General features: G+C 30.4%; 14 protein-coding genes. 10 read left to right on the top strand and 4 right to left on the bottom strand.

The annotated features are described in order from the left end of the window. The first annotated feature begins 48 nt into the window (after positions 1-48). The 10 genes from FP421_RS11620 (at position 49) to FP421_RS15230 (ending at position 8,766) form a co-directional block, all read left to right on the top strand. Entirely contained in the window at positions 49-681 is a 633-nt protein-coding gene (locus FP421_RS11620; protein ID WP_159950809.1) for an NAD(P)H-dependent oxidoreductase, read from the top strand. A 25-nt stretch (positions 682-706) separates the two neighbouring features. Next, on the top strand, positions 707-2,167 hold the full coding sequence (locus FP421_RS11615) for an aminoacyl-histidine dipeptidase (protein WP_159950808.1): 1,461 nt from the start codon (positions 707-709) through the stop codon (positions 2,165-2,167). Between the two features lie 191 nt (positions 2,168-2,358). After that, the gene (locus FP421_RS11610) at positions 2,359-3,123 is read left to right on the top strand and encodes a ParA family protein (RefSeq protein ID WP_159950807.1); all 765 of its coding nucleotides are present in this window, start codon (positions 2,359-2,361) and stop codon (positions 3,121-3,123) included. Beyond that, on the top strand, positions 3,124-4,008 hold the full coding sequence (locus FP421_RS11605) for a ParB/RepB/Spo0J family partition protein (RefSeq protein ID WP_159950806.1): 885 nt from the start codon (positions 3,124-3,126) through the stop codon (positions 4,006-4,008). Between the two features lie 111 nt (positions 4,009-4,119). After that, positions 4,120-4,602 (top strand): DUF5683 domain-containing protein, encoded by a 483-nt coding sequence (locus FP421_RS11600; protein WP_236548103.1) that lies wholly within the window; start codon positions 4,120-4,122, stop codon positions 4,600-4,602. Position 4,603: 1 nt separating this feature from the next. Next, on the top strand, positions 4,604-5,305 hold the full coding sequence (dapB, locus tag FP421_RS11595) for a 4-hydroxy-tetrahydrodipicolinate reductase (RefSeq protein ID WP_159950803.1): 702 nt from the start codon (positions 4,604-4,606) through the stop codon (positions 5,303-5,305). A 76-nt stretch (positions 5,306-5,381) separates the two neighbouring features. Beyond that, entirely contained in the window at positions 5,382-7,085 is a 1,704-nt protein-coding gene (gene lepB, locus FP421_RS11590; RefSeq protein WP_159950801.1) for a signal peptidase I, read from the top strand. A gap of 4 nt (positions 7,086-7,089) precedes the next feature. After that, positions 7,090-7,689, top strand: a complete 600-nt coding sequence (locus FP421_RS11585; RefSeq protein ID WP_159950799.1) for a WbqC family protein — start codon at positions 7,090-7,092, stop codon at positions 7,687-7,689. Positions 7,690-7,747: 58 nt separating this feature from the next. Continuing rightward, the gene (locus FP421_RS11580; protein WP_159950797.1) at positions 7,748-8,323 is read left to right on the top strand and encodes a Crp/Fnr family transcriptional regulator; all 576 of its coding nucleotides are present in this window, start codon (positions 7,748-7,750) and stop codon (positions 8,321-8,323) included. A gap of 134 nt (positions 8,324-8,457) precedes the next feature. Further along, positions 8,458-8,766 (top strand): DUF6122 family protein, encoded by a 309-nt coding sequence (locus FP421_RS15230; RefSeq protein WP_236548102.1) that lies wholly within the window; start codon positions 8,458-8,460, stop codon positions 8,764-8,766. On the opposite strand, the gene FP421_RS11575 is transcribed toward FP421_RS15230, so the two are convergent. The 4 genes from FP421_RS11575 to FP421_RS11560 are packed head-to-tail and all read right to left on the bottom strand — an operon-like array spanning position 8,757 to position 15,164. Beyond that, positions 8,757-10,247 carry a lipopolysaccharide biosynthesis protein gene (locus FP421_RS11575; RefSeq protein WP_159950795.1) on the bottom strand — a complete coding sequence of 497 codons (1,491 nt, stop codon included), beginning with the start codon at positions 10,245-10,247 and terminating at the stop codon, positions 8,757-8,759. The two genes, FP421_RS15230 and FP421_RS11575, sit on opposite strands and share 10 nt — an antisense overlap. A 1-nt stretch (position 10,248) precedes the next feature. Next, complete coding sequence (locus tag FP421_RS11570; protein WP_159950793.1) at positions 10,249-11,514, bottom strand: glycosyltransferase family 4 protein; 1,266 nt, start codon at positions 11,512-11,514, stop codon at positions 10,249-10,251. Continuing rightward, positions 11,511-12,701: a glycosyltransferase family 4 protein gene (locus FP421_RS11565; RefSeq protein WP_159950791.1), complete on the bottom strand. Its 1,191-nt coding sequence runs from the start codon at positions 12,699-12,701 to the stop codon at positions 11,511-11,513. The genes FP421_RS11570 and FP421_RS11565 overlap by 4 nt, the downstream gene beginning before the upstream one ends. Before the next feature lie 33 nt (positions 12,702-12,734). Then, positions 12,735-15,164 (bottom strand): YfhO family protein, encoded by a 2,430-nt coding sequence (locus FP421_RS11560; protein ID WP_159950789.1) that lies wholly within the window; start codon positions 15,162-15,164, stop codon positions 12,735-12,737. Between the last annotated feature and the right edge of the window lies 1 nt (position 15,165).

Below are 15,165 nucleotides of genomic sequence, written 5' to 3'. Positions count from 1 at the left end.
AGAAAACATCATTCAATATGATGTATTTTTGTAAAATAAATAAGAAAAATGAACATTGTAGATAGCTTAAAGTGGCGTTATGCCGTAAAAAAATTCGATACAGAAAAACAACTTTCAAAAAATCAAATTAACACATTAAAAGAAGCCTTCAACCTAACTGCAACTTCTTATGGGTTACAGCCATTAAAGTTATTGGTTATTAAAAATAAGAACATTCAAAAAGAATTGGTTTTACATTCTTGGAACCAACCTCAAGTTTTAGAAGCTTCTCACCTTTTGGTTATTTGCGCCCCAAAAAATTACACTTCAGAAGAAGTACAAAAGTATTTTGAATTGGTTCAAAAAATCAGAAATACTCCAGATGCAGTTATCAATCCATTTAAAGAATTTTTAACCAAGGAAATTGAGCAAAAAACGCAAGAAGAATTATTTCTCTGGAATAAAAACCAAGCTTATCTAGCCTTAGGAAACTTGCTAACCGTTTGCGCATTAGAGAAAATTGATGCCTGCCCAATGGAAGGTTTTATTCCTGCAGAATATGATAAAGTTTTAAATTTAGAGGCTCAAAATTTAAAATCAGTTTTGGCATTACCTGTGGGTTTCAGAGCTAATGATGATTATATGAAAGATTTGGCAAAAGTTAGAAAAGAAACTAAAGAAACTGTCATCGAAATCAACTAAATTTATACCATAAAACATATTAAAAATGAGTGAAGCAGTAAGGAATTTAGAACCTAAAATTGTATGGAATCACTTTGCAGATTTGAATGCAGTTCCACGTCCATCAAAAAAAGAAGAACGTGTTATTCAATTTATGGTAGATTTTGGCAAAAAATTAAACCTTGAAACTTTTGTAGATAAAGTTGGTAATGTTATCATCAAAAAACCCGCAACAAAAGGTTTTGAAGATAGAAAAACAGTGGTATTACAGAGTCACTTAGACATGGTTCATCAAAAAAATGCTGATACAAACTTTGATTTTGATACAGAAGGAATTAAAATGCTTGTGAATGATGATTGGGTTACTGCAGATGGTACTACATTAGGTGCAGATAATGGTTTAGGAGTTGCTGCAATTATGGCTGTATTATCTTCTAATGACATTCAACACCCAAATATTGAAGCTCTTTTTACTATTGATGAAGAAACTGGTATGACTGGTGCTATGGGATTAGAAGCCGGAATTTTAAAAGGTGATATCCTACTCAACTTAGACACTGAAGAAGACGATGAAATTGGGATGGGTTGTGCAGGAGGAATAGACATTACTGCAACTCAAAACTATTCTGAAGAAGCTGCTAGTAAAGACGCTAAAGCATTTACCATCTCTGTTACAGGGCTAAAAGGTGGACATTCTGGTATGGACATCATTAAAGATTTAGGAAATGCAAATAAAATCATGAATCGTTTGTTGTTTGATGGTTTTTCGAAATTTGGTTTACGGATTTCTGAAGTTAATGGAGGTAGTTTGCGTAATGCAATTCCACGTGAAAGTTTTGCTATCGTTACTGTTGATACTATCTCTGCTACAAGTTTCATCACTGAAAGCAACGCACTTATTAACAATATAAAAGATGAGTTTTCAACATTAGAACCCAATTTATCTATTGATATTCAAGAGACTACAACTCCAAATAGCGTGATGACTTTAGGAATTCAAGAAAACTTAACAAAAGCCATTTATGGAGCTTTAAATGGTGTGTATAGAATGAGTCCTGATATTGAAGGGTTAGTAGAAACTTCTAATAATATTGCACGAGTAATTGTAAAAGATGGACAAATTAAAATTGGATGTTTAACACGTTCGTCATCAGAAAGTAACAAATACGATTTGGCAAACTCTTTACAATCTGTTTTTGAATTGGCTGGTTTTGATGTTGAACTTTCAGGTGAATATCCTGGTTGGCAACCTAACGTAAATTCAGAAATTTTAGAGGTGGCTGACAGTTTATATGAAAAATTACACGGACAAAAAGCCAATGTTGCTGCTTGTCATGCAGGATTAGAATGTGGTATTTTAGGTCAGAATTATCCCAATATGGATATGGTTTCTTTTGGTCCAAATATTAAAGGAGCACATTCACCTGACGAAAGAGCTCAAATCTCATCAACTCAAAAATTTTGGGAATTTTTAATTGAAATCCTTAAGAATACTCCAAAAAAGTAATTGATAAACATAAAAAAAACCGAAGTTAAACTTCGGTTTTTTTTATGTAAAATTTGTTTAAAAACTTCACTAAATCAACCTCAATCAATTATTTACAAGGTATTTATAGTTTTATTATTTTGTTAACATCTTTCACTTCATAAAAACATAAAAAAATGTATTTTTACTAATTGTATAGATATTAGTTTATAATGGGAAAAATAATTGCAATAGCAAACCAAAAAGGAGGTGTTGGAAAGACAACTACAAGTGTAAATTTAGCTGCTTCTTTGGGGGTTCTAGAGAAAAAAGTATTGCTTATTGATGCAGATCCGCAAGCAAATGCTTCATCTGGCTTAGGTATTGATGTTGAGGCTGTTGAGCATGGAACATATCAGGTTTTAGAACATACTATTTCTGCTAAAGACACTATTGTAAAAACAGATTCTCCAAATGTAGATATTATTCCTGCTCATATTGATTTAGTAGCTATTGAAATTGAATTGGTGGATAAACAGAACAGAGAATATATGCTCAAAAAATCATTGGTAGAAATCAAGGATGATTATGATTACATTTTAATTGATTGTGCACCATCACTGGGTTTAATTACCTTAAACTCTTTAGTTGCAGCAGACTCTGTAATTATCCCGATTCAATGTGAATATTTTGCATTAGAAGGTTTAGGAAAACTACTAAACACCATAAAAAGTGTTCAGAACATTCACAATTCAGATTTAGATATTGAAGGCTTACTTTTAACAATGTTCGATTCTCGTTTACGCCTTTCTAATCAAGTAGTTGACGAAGTAAGAAAACATTTCTCTTCAATGGTTTTTGATACAATTATCCGCAGAAACACACGTTTAGGAGAAGCTCCAAGTTATGGAGAAAGTATAATTGCTTACGATGCAACAAGTAAAGGTGCTATAAATTACTTAAATTTGGCGCAAGAATTATTAAAAAAGAATGCATAAATGGCAAAAGCAACCAAGAAACAGGCTTTAGGAAGGGGATTATCTGCTTTGTTACAAGAATCTTCTAACATCAATTCTGCATCAGATAAAAATGCAGACAAAGTTGTTGGTAGTATCATAGAAATTGAAATTGATAGTATTGATGTAAACCCTTTTCAACCAAGAACATACTTTGATGAAGAAGCATTGAGAGAATTGGCCAGCTCTATTAGAGAGTTAGGTGTAATTCAGCCAATTACGGTTAGAAAATTAGACGGAAATACATTTCAGTTGGTTTCAGGTGAGCGTCGCTTTAGAGCATCAAAATTAATTGGCAATACCACAATTCCTGCTTATATAAGAATTGCTAACGACCAAGAAATGCTAGAAATGGCATTGGTTGAAAACATACAGCGTAAAAATTTAGATCCTATTGAAGTTGCTTTATCTTACCAACGTTTGATTGATGAAATTCAGTTAACCCAAGAAGAATTAAGCATAAGAGTTGGTAAAAAACGTTCTACAGTTACCAATTACTTACGCTTGTTAAAATTAGATCCTATTTTACAAACAGGAATGCGTGATGGTTTTATTTCTATGGGGCATGGTCGTGCCATGATAAACATAGAAAACACTGAAGATCAGCTAGCTATTTATGAAAAGATTTTACGAGAGAAACTATCTGTAAGACAAACAGAAGATTTAGTAAAAAGTTTAAAATCTGGTAAAACACCCAAACCAAAAAAGAAACCCATTCCTAGCTATATTAAAAGTAGCATGAAAGAAATTAGTGAATATTTTGGTCACAAAATAGACGTTACTGTAAGCAATAACGGAAAAGGTAAAATTTCTATTCCTTTTCATTCTGAAGAAGATTTCAACCGTATAAAAAACTTATTGAAATAAGTGTTTTTAAAAAAAATCATACTCGTTTTAATTCTTGCTTTTTTCTCTGCATCTCTTCTCGCCCAAAAGGACTCTGTTGAAGTTAAAGATGTGAAAATTAAAGGTAGGTTTATGAAAAATAAAAAAGGCTTATACAATCCTTTAGCACCTTCTAAGGCTGCATTTTATTCTGCTATTTTTCCTGGAATGGGACAAGTTTACAATAAAAAATACTGGAAAGCTCCTATAGTTTGGGGGGCTTTAGGAACAAGTATTTACTATTATTTACAAAACAACTCTGAATATAAAAGGTTTAGAACTGCATATAAATTAAGAGAAATAGGTTTACAAGATGAATTTACTGATAATGCAGGAAATGAATCTGTATCCTCAGAAACATTAGAAAGAGCTCAAGAACAATTGAGAGAAAATAGAGATTTGTCATTACTAACAACTGTAATTTTATACGTATTACAAATTGTAGAAGCTAGTGTAAACGCCCATTTATTGCAGTTTAACACAGATGACAACTTGTCTTTTAAACCAACATTTATTAATGATCCTATTCAATTTGATGCTCCAAAAATAGGATTAACATTAAAATATAATTTTTAAAATGAAAATTGCATTATTAGGCTATGGAAGAATGGGTAAAGAGATTGAAAAAATAGCTTTATCACGAGGACATGAAATTGTAATTCGAAAAGATGTAGATGATGAAATTGATATAACATTAGCTGATGTTGCTATTGATTTTAGTGTTCCCTCATCTGCTTTTGATAACATTACAAACTGTTTAAAGAATAATGTTCCTGTTATTTCAGGCACTACAGGTTGGTTAGATAAATATGATGCTGCTGTTACTACTTGTAAAGAAAATAAAGGTGCTTTTATATATGCTTCTAACTATAGCTTAGGAGTTAACATCTTTTTTGAACTCAACAAACAATTGGCAAAAATGATGAGCAACCTAGAAGATTACAATATTTCTATGGAAGAAATTCATCATACAAAAAAGTTAGATGCTCCAAGCGGAACAGCAATTACACTTGCAGAAGGTATTATTGAAAACACTGTTAAAGAAACCTGGAAATTGGGTGATAAAGCGTCTAACGAAGAAATACCCATTGTAGCAAAAAGAATACCTGATGTTCCTGGAACTCACACTGTTTGGTATGATTCTGAAGTAGATTCTATAGAAATTAAACACACAGCACACAATAGAAAAGGCTTTGCTTTAGGTGCTGTAGTTGCAGCAGAATGGATTATTGGTAAGGAAGGAGTTTTCTCTATGAAAGATGTGTTAAACATCCGTTAAAAGCTGTAACAAATAGGTTTTTTCTCGCCTAATAAAATTAAAAATATTCTCTTTAGAGAGTTCAAAGTATACAATTATGACATTTACAGAATGGTTTATTTTCTTTTTAGCAATTCAAGTAATTCACTTTTTAGGAACTTGGAAACTATACATAAAAGCAGGTAGAAAAGCCTGGGAAGCTGCAATTCCTATTTATAACGGAGTTGTTTTAATGAACATTATAAAGCGTCCAAAATGGTGGATTATTCTACTTTTTATACCAATAGTAAACTTGTTGATGTTTCCTGTTATTTGGATTGAAACCATTAGAAGTTTTGGATTTAAAAGTAAAATTGATTCTGCCTTGGTAATTCTTACTTTAGGTCTGTATATTTATTATATCAATTATGCTACAAATCCTGACTACAATACTGATAGAAGTTTAAAACCTCAATCTGAACTTGGTGAATGGGTAAGTTCTATTGCATTTGCAATTATTGCTGCAACTTTAGTGCATACTTACTTTATGCAACCTTTTACCATACCAACATCATCTTTAGAAAAATCTTTATTGGTTGGTGATTATTTATTTGTGAGTAAATTTCATTATGGAGCTAGAGTTCCATCAACAGTAATTGCTGCACCAATGGTACATGATTCTTTACCTTTTACTGGTAGTGCTTCTTACTTAAAAAAACCTCAATTACCATATACTAGACTTCCTGGTTTACAAAAAATAAAAAACAACGATATTGTTTGTTTCAATTGGCCTGCAGATACATTGGCAACAATGTGGGGAGATACTTCTGGAAAATTTACCTACAAACCTGTTGACAAGAAAACCAACTATGTAAAACGTTGTGTTGGTATCGCTGGGGATTCTTTAGAAATGAGAGATGGATATTTCTACATCAACGGTAAGAAAAACATTTTACCAGACAGAGCTAAATTACAATTTTATTATACGTACGAGGCCAAAAAACCAATTAGTCAAAGTACATATCCCAAATTTTTAATTGATAAAGAACGTACTTTTGTTTATAAAATCTTAACCGAATACTGGACAAATCCTAAAGTTCAAGAAGCTATTAAAGAAAATGGAAGTTTGACAAAAATTGGTGCTGATTCTTTATATACAGAAGTTGCTGGAGGGGTAAATCCTGATTTTGCAAGACGATTAAAAATGCAATCAGTTTCTAATAAAATAAATATTAATTTAACAGCAGAAGAAGTTATTCGCTTACAAAAATCCCCATTAACATCCTCTGTGACCAAAATTAATCATGATGCTGATAATGCTATTTTTCCTCATGTTAAAGAGCTAGGTTGGAGTCAAGATAACTTTGGACCTATCTACATTCCAGAAGCTGGAACAACTGTAAAATTAGACTCTAAATCATTGCCTTTTTATGAGCAGATTATCAAAAATTATGAGAATAATGATTTGCAGGTTGTAGGTGAAAACATTTTCATTAACGGAGAAAAAGTAGATTCTTACACATTTAAACAAGATTATTTTTATTTAATAGGAGACAACAGACACAATTCTTTAGATGCTCGTTACTGGGGTTATGTTCCTTTTGATCATGTTCTTGGAAAACCTGTAATGGTATGGTTTAGTTGGGATGCTAATGCACCTTCTTTTGGCGCTAAACTAAAATCAATTCGTTGGGACAGAATGTTTACCACTGTTCATGGAGATGGAGAACCTGTTTCTTATCGTTATTTAGTATTTGCTTTGATAGCAATCTACATTGGTTATAGTTTCTTTAAAGGAAAGAAAAAACAAGCAAAAAAATAAAATCTTGTCTGTATTTATTCCTACGTACTTCTCTCCTATTTCACAATATTCTGAGATTGTAAAATCGGATGCTATTGTTTTTGAAATGGAAGATAATTTTCAGAAACAGAGCTATAGAAATAGATGTTATATTTTTAATTCTAACGGAAAACAATTGCTTAACATTCCTGTAAAAGATGGCAGTAAAGAAGTTTCTTCTAGAAAAAAAACCAAAGATATGTTGGTTGAAAACAATGTTTCTTGGCAAGATCATCATTTAAAATCTTTACAAACCGCATACAGAACATCTCCTTTTTATGAGTTTTATGAAGACGATTTACTACCAATATTTACAAAAAAATACAAGTATTTACAAGATGTAAATATTGATACTTTTTTGTTTGTTACTGATGCACTTCAGATCAATCAAGACTATTCAAAAACCAAAGAATATCATCTAGAAGTAAACAATGATTATAGAGATTTAGCTTCTGTTAAAAATCAACCTGAGAAATTGGTAGGCAAATACATTCAAATGTTTGATGACAAACATGGATTTCTTCCAAATTTATCCATTTTAGATCTTCTTTTTATGGAAGGACCTAATACGATTAGCTACCTTTAATAAAAAAACACTAACTTTAAGTCAGATAAACATTAATGATTAATGTCTCATTTTAAACATGAAATTTTTAACTGATTTTATTAATAGCATTGAAAAAACTCCTGATGTATCTATTGAGAAGTTATTAACTATAATAAGCTACAAGGAATTTAAAAAAGGGGACTCTATTGCCAAATTAGGAGAGATTCCTAGTGATGTTTATGTTTTAAAATCAGGAGTTATTCGTTCGTTTTTCACTGATGAAAAAGGAAAAGAATATATTAGAAACCTATTCATTCCAGTTAAAACAACAGGTGCATTAGGTGCTTTAATACTAAATAAACCCTCTAGATTATCTTATGATTGTTTAACAGAATGTAAAGTGTATTCAATCAATTTCAATAAATTTAAGAAACTTACTAAAGAAGATAAAGCGATCTCTAACTTATATTCTACTATCTTAGAATACATATTTCTTACGCTAGAGTCTAAAATCTATGACCTTTCTGTATTAAACGCTACAGAACGATATTTAAAGCTAAAAAAACAAATACCTGATATTGAGCACTTAATACCACAATATCACATTGCTTCTTACCTAAATATTACTCCTGTTCAGTTGAGCAGAATACGTAAAGAAATTTATTCAAAATAATCAAACCTATTAACATATGTTAATACGATAATAAAGATAAAGTTGTATTTTTGAATTCATATTATTTCCCCCAATTTATTGTTAATCTAACAATTTTAATAAAGGCTTATTTTTTAATAAGCCTTTTTTATTTTATGAATTTTAAGTTTTTTATACATTATGGACTTCATTTTGTAGTCCCTTTTTTTATCGCTTTTCTATTCTTTAGAAAGCAGTGGAAAACCGTTTATTTAATTTTTTTACTCTCGATGTTAGTAGATTTAGATCATTTATTGGCAAACCCAATTTTTGATAAAAATAGATGTAGTATTAATTTTCACCCATTGCATTCTTACATTGCAATCGCGATTTATTTTATAGGATTGTTCTTTAAAAAAACAAGAATATTATGTTTCGCTTTGCTTTTTCATATGCTAACTGATTTTATAGATTGTTATTTATAAAATCGTTTTAAAAGCACATCAAATTCATTTGAGATTTTTAATTTCAACACCAAATAAACATACAAGACAAGTATAATACAACTTTTTAAAACAATATTTAATATGGGTGTTATCGAAAACTTGGCAATTTCAATACTTGGTAAATTAAAATCCCAAAAATAAAAACTCAAGAACAAAACCAATAAAACAAAAAACATTTTTAATGATTTTGGGGTAAAAGGAGTTATTTTAAATTTATGATGCACAAACCACAGTTTTACAGTATTAAAAGACAGAATTGTAATCAATGTTGCTAAAGCCAACCCATCTGTACCAAAGTTTAAATTAAAATAGAACAGTTTGTTTAAAAGGTAAACAGATAAAGACATTCCAACTGCTAAAGGCAATGTAATTTTATAGAATTTAGAATTGCTAATTATTGCTCCATTACTTCCTAAAAACATCGTGTATAGTTTAGCTGCAGAAATCATTAAAACCACCCATTCTCCTCCAGCGTATCCTTTATCAGGCATTATTTTAAACAACTCACTAACACCACAATTCACTAATAAAAAGAACAAACCTCCAACTAAAAATAAATTAATAGAACTCTTTTTATAGAGGTTTTCTACTTCTTTATTATTAAAATCATTTAAAGATTTTGAGGTTAAAGGTTGTAAAATTTGAGTCATTGCTCTACTTGGCGCTTCAATAAAAGACCCTATAAAAACCGCTACAGAATAATAGGCAGCTTTCTCAATTGTGTCTTTTCCTGGAATCATAATTTTATCAATATCTAATAAAATAGCTCCTGCACTTCCTGCTAAAATAATGTATAATGAGTATTTAAAAATTTCTATGTAATTCTCTGGTAATTTAAAATAGAACTTAGGCAAATACATGTAAAATGCATAGCTCATCATTACTAGAACTCTTAATAAATAAGCTCCTGTTAAGTATAAGATAAACTCTGGTTTTGTTATAAATCCGAAAAATACTGCCAGTAATAAAATCATCACAAAAACCCGATTCCACAGTTCTTTTAAGACATTGCCAAAAACAGTTTGTAACTGAACTTTTGTCCAAGAATAAAACAACTCAAAATACGCACAAGCAATGGCTATCAAATAAATAGAAAAGGTATAATCTTCTATAATTTGATTCTCTTCTGTAACTCTACTCATAATCCAATCGTGCGCATGATCCCAAAGAAAACCAAGAGGCAATGCTATAAAAAGTGGTAGAAAAATAACTGAGGATAAAAACTTATCTTTTTCTTCTTTAGTTTTATAAGATGAAAAAAACTTAACGATGGTGTATTGAATTCCGAATGCAGTTAATGGCATTATTAAGTTAGAAGCTGATAACAAAAAAGTAACCATCCCGTAAAATTCTGATTCTAAAATTCTTGGGTAAAATACAATGGTATTGATACCTCCAATTAAAAAAGCACCATAAATAATGACTGTATTTCTAAAAGACTGTTTTAGTACAATTCCCATTTTACGAATGTAAACTTTTAATTATTGAAGCCAATTGTTTTGTCAATTCTTTACGATGATATTTGTAAATATTCTTAGAGGTAACAACTAAACTATCTTTTTTATATTGTTGATATAGCGCCAGAATTTCTGACTTTAACATTTCTTTATCTTCAAAATCGATAACATTTCCTGCATTAGTCTCTTTTAAAATTTCTGATAAATCTCCTTTGGATGGTCCAACAGCCAAAATTGGCCTTTGAGCCGTTAAATATTCGAATAATTTACCTGTTAAAATCCCTTCTGATTTTTTTACATTAGGAATCAATAATAATAATACTTGTGCTTTTTTTTGATATTCAATTGCTTTTTGATGCGAGACATACCCAACAAATTTGGTATTATTCTCTAATGAATTCAAATTAATTTCTGCTTTTACTTCATCAGAAATATCACCTATAAAATTAAGCTGCAAATCATTTTTAAACTCATTATTCTCTTCACAAATTTCTTGTAACACAGAAAATAAAGCCTTTGGATTACTTTGTTTTGGCAACAAACCGATATAAGAAATCGAGAATTTTTTATCTAAATTTATCTCTTTAGTTTGCAAAACTTCTTCATCAAAACCATTAGTAATTACCTCTACTCTACTTGCATTTTTTGAAAAATCATTTTTTAAAGTTTTGCTAACTGTAAGGATGCAATCTGCATTTTGTAAAACAAATTTTTCTAATTTTTGATTTTTCTTTTTGGCAAAACTAAGTTGATTAAAATCATTTGCATAATACAAATCAGACCATGGATCTCTAAAATCTGCAATCCATTTTACATCATTTTTTTGATGTAATTTTTGAGCAATTAAATGCATACTATGTGGTGGTCCTGTAGAAATTACGGTATCAATCTTATGATTCCTTATGTAATCATTTAAAAATTTTACAGATGATTTTACCCAAAATATTTTAGGATCTGGAATAAAAAAATTACCTCTAATAAATGATAGCAAACCTCCCTTATTGATATTTGATACTCCAGTTTTACTAGATTTTTTTTTCTTCCAGAACAGCAAATCTGTTGGTTCCCAAATGGGTTGTTTTAAAACTTGAATATCTTTAGGAACCTCATATGACAAAGAATTATCTTCTTTGGGGTAATTCGGATTTTCTACAGTATAAATAATTGGATCAATGTCAAATTGTCTTAAATACTTGACAAACTTCAGCCAACGCTGAACTCCAGAGCCTCCTGCTGGTGGCCAATAATATGTAATAATTAATACTTTCAAGAAGATAGATTATCGTATAAATGTAGGAGTTTTTTTGAAGTTTGTTCCCAAGAAAATTCATTTTCTATAAATTGTTTTCCGTTTACACCAAGTTCTTCTCTTAAATTATTATCATGATACAGTTGTAAGGTTTTCGCTACAAAATCTTTCACATCTCTATCTAAATGAACCAAACCTGTTTTGTGCTTTGTTACCAATTTCTTTTGAGCAGTTGCATCACTCACCAAAAGTGGTTTGGAAAAACTCATATATTGAAAAATTTTATTGGCATAAGCTACGTCATGTTGTAAATTTCGATGTAAAGGAGAAATACAAATTGCGCTCGATAAAATATACGATTGAAATAAAGAAACATTTTGCCAACCTTCAAAATCTACAAACTGCTCTATATTTAACTCTTGAACTTGCTGTTTTAAAATTGTATCTGTCGTGTTTTTACCTACGATAACTAATTTTATATTTGGTATTTCATCCTTTAAAACTTTAACTGCAGCAATTGCGGTCTGCAAACCTCTTCTTAGATGTGTATCTCCTAAATACAAAAGCACAAATTGATTTGTATACCTTTTTAAGATTGAATTCTCAATTGTATAATTTTTGTAAAATGATTGTCGAATTGTATTCGGAACCAAAACCAATTTCTTTTCAGATGTCGGAATTCTTTCTTTAATTGATTCTATAAATTCTGGAGAGACTGTAATAACTTTATTCGCTTTTTTTATGAATTCCTCTTCTTTTGTTTTCCATTTTTTTGGTGAAATGATATACTTTCCCGGAAATTTTTGAAGATGAGGATACAATTTCATCACCTCAGGAAGATTATCATGTAAATCTAAAACAACTGGTAATTTAAATTTTTGATTCGCTCTAAAAACAGCTTCAGCAATCTTGATATCATGGATATGTAAAACCTCAACTTCTGTAGAATTAATGAATTGATGTATTTTTTTTTGCATCAACCAAGTATACATAGGAATTGTATAGGCTAAAGCAGATAATTTGTACTCAAACGTATTAGATGTAAATCTTTTAACTTTGATTCCTTTAAGTTTTTCGCTCTTTTTCTCGTTAGAATATTGTAAACAAAAAAGGAAAACTTCATGTCCTGAATTCACTAAAGAAACTGCTTCATTTTCTACCCTTGGATCAGGTGGAAAAGGAGCATCTAGTATCATTCCTATTTTCATTTTTGTGCTTTCAATAGAGAAATTATTGTTGGTTTAAGCATCAGGTTCTTCTTGTTTTATTTGCTTCTTATCGAAGAAAAACCAACCTAAACCAATTAAAATCAATAAGCCATAAGAAGATAAAGAAATTACTTTTCCTTGTTGAATTACCTTTGGCTCAAACTTAAATTCAATCGTATGCTCACCTGCAGGAACAATCATTCCTCTCAACACATAATTTACTCGAAAATGTGGAGTTAATTTCCCATCAACATAAGCATTCCAACCATTTTCATAATAAATTTCAGAAAATACTGCAAACTGATCTTTTTGAGTTTTAGATTGATATGTTAATGTGGTAACATCGTATTTGGTTAATTGAATTGTTGCAGTTGAGTCTTTTTGAATATTAAATTGAATTTTACTATCAATTTTACTTTTATCCACAACTGCATTAGTTTTGGTATTCAAAGAATCTAGTGCTTTTATTTCATCATTAGCAGAATGTACAACTTTAACATTTTCTACAAACCATGCATTCCCGTTTGCGTTCTGATTTAACTGAGCTTGAGGATTTCCTTTATCATCAGGAACAATAAAATACTTTGTGTTTAGCATGTTTAACACTTGCATGTTATTCTTTGCAATTTGATGCTCAAAGAGTTCTTGATAACGTCCTAATTTTGCGGCATGATATCCTCCAATAGATTGGTGAAAATAAGATGTACTTCCATCATTTATAGGGTTTACCGTAAAATTACCTACTCTAAAATGTTCTTTATCTTGTAGTATCAATTTATCAGCAGCAGAAGCCACAAATGGTTTTTTAACTTTTCTTGACGATTTAAAATCGTCTTTACTCACATAGTTTTTATTCACTGAAATTAAATCAAACAATACAAAAACAGCAATGGCTAAAATTGCATAAACTTGTTTTAATTTGTTTTTTAGCAACATCCATAACACACCAGCAGAAAGTAACAATAACACTAAAGAACGAACAGTATCTGCAAACAACATTGCTTTTCGATCTGCAATGACTGCATCTTTTAATCCTGGAATCTGATTGTATTGTCCATCTCTTATACCCTCAAAAGTTGAGAAACCGTGTGCTAATAAAAAGCCAATAACAATTAATCCACCAAATACATACACTGCTTTTTTTAATGCCTCTTTTTTATTTTCTGATGAAATTGTATTTGAAAAGAATTCTTTTAATCCTAAAATTGCTAAAATTGGTACACACAATTCAGCGATAACTTGAATGGAAGAAACCGCTCTAAATTTATTGTATAAAGGAAAATAATCAATAAAGAAATTAGTTAAAAACTCAAAATTACGACCCCAACTCATTAAAATTGAAAATACCGTAGCTGCAACTAACCATTGTTTTAACCTTCCTTTTACTAAGAAAATCCCTAAGAAAAATAAAAAGAAAACAACTGCTCCGATATACGCAGGAGCTTCAATAATGGTTTGATCACCCCAATACGTTAATACTTGTTCAGAATAATCTTTGGCAACTTTTTTACCCGCTTTTTCTTCAATCGTTTGGTAGAAATTAGAGTTTTCTCCTAATTTTTCAACAGTTCCACCTCCCATAAAACGAGGTACAAATAGGTTAAAGGTTTCTAATTTTGCGTAACTATACTCAGTAATATATGCTTTATCTAGACCTTTAGTGGCTGTTTTTTTTGTTCCATCTGGGCTAATCGTTAATGCTGATTTTCCTCTTGTGCTATTGTCAGCATATTCTTTCATTGCTAATAAACGAGGTGCATTTGCTCCAATTCCTAAAACTACTGCAGCTATAATTACAGCTGCTTGTTTTATAAATCTTGGCAATACTTTTTCCTTAATTGCATTGATGAGTTCTACAATTCCTAAAATCAATAAACAAAAACCAAGGTAATAGGTCATTTGTGGATGATTGGTATAAATCTCTAAAGCCATTGACAAACCTGTAACAATAAAACCTAGCACATATTTTCTTTGAAAAACCCACAAAACACCAGCTAAAACTAGTGGCATGTATGCTATTGCATGGGCTTTTGCATTATGTCCTGGAATAAAAATGATGATTAAATATGTAGAAAAACCAAAGGCCAGAGCACCTAAAGTTGCTAACCTCCATTCTACTTTTAGTGCCATCATCAATACAAAAAAACTTAAAAAATATAAAAAAGTATAATCAGCTGGTCTTGGTAAGAATCGTAATGTTTTATCTAAAGTTCTTACAAAGTCGTTAGGATAGTAAGCACTTATTTGATAGGTTGGCATTCCGCTAAAAGAAGCACCAGTCCAATAAGGCTCCTTATTATTTTCCGCTCTAAAATCATTAATTTCTTTCACCATTCCTTTAAATTGGGTGATGTCAGACTGATTTAATTGTTGTCCTTTTAAAACAGGATGAAAATATATTACAGAAGCCAACGCAAAAATTGCAATTGCAATACCATATGGTAATAACTTTTTTAATTTCATA

The organism is Polaribacter septentrionalilitoris (genome assembly GCF_009832745.1).
Taxonomy (GTDB): Bacteria; Bacteroidota; Bacteroidia; order Flavobacteriales; family Flavobacteriaceae; genus Polaribacter; species Polaribacter septentrionalilitoris.
The sequence above is the reverse complement of the archived record's forward strand: the minus strand, read 5'-3'. Positions and strand labels throughout refer to the sequence as shown.